Raw genomic sequence first — 3,249 nt, forward strand, 5'->3', positions numbered from 1 at the left:
CAAGTGGGTGCGGTGCGATCGGAATAATGCAGGGGTCGCGTCCGGCGGCGTTGTCTGCCTGACTGGGAGAAGCCCGGTTGGGAGGGCGGTCATGTATGAGCGTGATCCGTCGCGAGTGGTGGTGACGGGGCCGCTGGCTCCGTACACGGTCGGCTTGTGCACCGCGGTGCTGCGCCAGGGCTATACGCCCATTTCGGCCCGTGAACTGATGCACCTTGCAGCCCACTTGAGCCGATGGATGAGTGCCCGCGGTCTGACACCCGCAGCTTTGACGGGGCCGGTGATCGCGGAGTTCCTCGACGAGCGTCGGCGCCGCTACCGGAAGCGGAGAACACCGCACGCTCTCGTTCCGCTGCTCGGCTACCTGCGAGCGGTGGGGGCGGTGCCGGCCGCACCGGTCCCCGTCGACAGCAGCGAGGTGGGGGTGCTGCTGGAGGAGTACCGGAGGTACCTGCGGGGTGAGCGTGGGGTGGCAGAGGTGTCCATTCGCCGCTACCTGCCGCCGGTACGGGCGTTCTTAGCCACCGTGCCGGTTCCGCTGGAGCAGGGACTGGCCGCACTGACCGCCGAGCACGTCACCAGGTTCGTCATGGAGGGGGCCGCGCGCCGGAGCACCGCGGACGCCAAGAAGATGGTCACCGGCCTGCGGTCGGTGCTGCGGTTCTTGTTCGTCACGGGCCGGACCAGCAGACCACTGGCCGGGGCCGTGCCTACCGTGGCCAACCGGAGGCTCGCCGCCTTGCCCGGCCGTCTGACAGCCGGTGAAGCTGCCGCGCTGTTGTCCGGCTGCGACCGGTCAACAGCCGCTGGACGGCGCGACTTCGCAATTCTGACGCTCCTCGCCCGTCTCGGGCTGCGGGCTTGCGAGGCCGCAGCCATCGAGATCAACGATGTTGACTGGCGGTCCGGTGAGCTGACAGTCCGCGGCAAGGGTGGCCTCGCCGACCGTCTGCCGTTGCCGGCCGACGTCGGCGAGGCCCTGGCCGACTACCTTCTGCACGGCCGTCCCCGTGGCTGCTCCACTACCCGCCTGTTCCTCACTGAGCGGGCTCCCCGCCGGCCCATCGACGCCAGTGGCGTCCGTGCCCTCGTGGCCCGTGGCTGCAAGCGGGCTGGCCTGCCGAGGCTGGGTGCCCACCGGCTGCGTCACACGGTGGCGAGCGATCTGCTGGCCGCCGGGGCGCCGTTGCCGGAGATCGGTCAAGTCCTGCGGCACCGCTCCCAGTTGTCCACGACGATCTACGCCAAGGTCGACCGCGTCCGACTCCGGGAACTGGCCCGGCCCTGGCCCGGGGAGACGGCATGACCAGCCTGCGTGAGCACGCGGAGGACTACCTGGCGATGCGGCGGAACCTGGGGTTCACGCTGGAGGGCCACGGCAGGATGCTGATGAACTTCATCAGTTACCTCGAAGAGGTCGGCGCCACCACCGTGACCACCGACCTGGCGGTGGCCTGGGCCACACGCGCCGCGCCCGGAGCGAACCCGGCCTCCTGGAACAAGCGGCTCACCGTCGCGCGGATCTTCGCCCGGCACCTGCACGCTCTCGAACCGGCCACCGAGATCCCACCCCCAGATCTGATGCCGCTGCGCTACCGCCGCATCACTCCGCACCTGTTCGCCCTGGACGAGATCGTCGCGCTGATGGCGGCCGCCGCTGCGCTCGGCCAACCGCTGCGGGCACTCAACTACAGCACCCTGATCGGCCTGCTGGCCGTCACCGGCATGCGGATCGGCGAAGCCTGCGGCCTCGACCGCGCCGACGTCGACTGGGACACCGGCGTGCTCACCGTCCGGGCGGGCAAGCTCGGCAAGGCCCGCGAGGTTCCCGTTCACCCCAGCACCAATGAGGCACTCCACCGCTACGACCAGCAGCGCGACGAACTCCAGCCAGTGGCGAGGAGCCCGGCGTTCTTCATCAACAGCCGCGGCAACCGCCTGGACGCGCACCATGTTCCCGAGACCTTCGCCCGGCTCCGCGACGCCGCCGGGATCCGGCCCGCGGCGGGTGGGCGCAAACCGCGCATTCACGATCTGCGGCACACCTTCTGCCTGGCGACAATGCTCGACTGGTACCGCACCGGCACGGACGTCCAAGCCCAACTTCCCTTGCTGTCAACCTACTTGGGACACGTCGATCCGGTCTCGACCTACTGGTATCTCCAGGCGGCTCCCGAACTGCTCGCCCTGGCCGCGGGCCGGCTCGACGCCTTCCTCGGAGATCTCCCATGAGCTCACTGGCACCCTTGATCCAGGGTTTCTTCACCGACCGGCTCGCCCACCAGCGCCAGGCCAGCGATCACACCGTGGTCGCCTACCGCGACACCATCCGACTGCTGCTTCGCTACACAAGCCAGCAGACCGGCAAACAGCCCACCGACCTCGACCTCGGCGACCTCGGCGCCGCGCTGATCGGCGCGTTCCTCCAGCATCTGGAGAACGACCGGGGCAACGGCACCACCACCCGCAACGCACGCCTGGCCGCGATCCACTCGCTGTTCCGATACGCCGCGTTCCGGGCCCCCGAGCACTCCGCCCTGATCCAGCAGGTGCTGGCCATCCCCTCCCAACGCACCCAGCGGCGCGACGTCTGCTACCTCACCCGCGGCGAGATCGAGGCCCTGCTGGCCGCACCCGACCGTGGAACCTGGTGGGGACGCCGTGACCACGCACTTCTCCACCTGGCCGTCCAGACCGGCCTGCGCGTGTCCGAACTCACCGGCGTCCAGCTCCAGGACCTCTGGCTGGGACGCGGCCCGCGCGTCCTCTGCCACGGCAAGGGCCGCAAGGACCGTGCCACCCCGCTGACCCGCCACACCGTCATCGTTCTGCGCGGCTGGCTCGCCGAACGCGGCGGAGACCCCACCGACCCGCTGTTCTGCACCCACCGCGGTGGCCGACTGAGCCCGGAGGCCGTCGCCCGCCTCGTCGCCAAGCACACCGCCGCCGCGTCCGTGGCCTGCGCGTCCCTCCGCACCAAGAACGTCACGCCCCACACCCTCCGGCACACCGCGGCGATGTCCCTGCTGCACGCAGGGGCCGACACCTCCGTCATCGCTCTGTGGCTCGGCCACGAGTCGCAGGAAACCTCGATGATCTACCTCCACGCCGACATGACGATCAAGGAACGCGCCCTCGCCCGCATCACACCACCCGGCAGCAAGCCGGGCCGCTACACCGCTCCCGACCCCGTCCTCGCCTTCCTCGACAGCCTCTGAACTCACCCGTTATGCCGAGCACCAGCGCCTC

At 70.0% G+C, this 3,249-nt stretch carries 3 protein-coding genes; all 3 read left to right on the forward strand.

Going from position 1 to position 3,249, the window contains the following annotated elements:
• Nucleotides 1-268: 268 nt before the first annotated feature.
• From IEZ11_RS50190 to IEZ11_RS50200, 3 genes are read left to right on the forward strand one after another with little or no spacing between them, the layout of a single operon-like run.
• Complete coding sequence (locus IEZ11_RS50190) at nt 269-1,306, forward strand: site-specific integrase (protein WP_229714005.1); 1,038 nt, start codon at nt 269-271, stop codon at nt 1,304-1,306.
• Nucleotides 1,303-2,232: a tyrosine-type recombinase/integrase gene (locus IEZ11_RS50195; protein ID WP_189269823.1), complete on the forward strand. Its 930-nt coding sequence runs from the start codon at nt 1,303-1,305 to the stop codon at nt 2,230-2,232. Before IEZ11_RS50190 ends, IEZ11_RS50195 begins: the two co-directional genes overlap by 4 nt.
• A complete protein-coding gene (locus tag IEZ11_RS50200; RefSeq protein WP_189269824.1) occupies nt 2,229-3,218 on the forward strand; it encodes a tyrosine-type recombinase/integrase in 990 nt (329 codons plus the stop codon). Before IEZ11_RS50195 ends, IEZ11_RS50200 begins: the two co-directional genes overlap by 4 nt.
• The last annotated feature ends 31 nt before the right edge of the window (nt 3,219-3,249 follow it).

This window comes from Streptomyces fuscichromogenes (assembly GCF_014645815.1).
Taxonomy (GTDB): domain Bacteria; phylum Actinomycetota; class Actinomycetes; order Streptomycetales; family Streptomycetaceae; genus Streptomyces; species Streptomyces fuscichromogenes.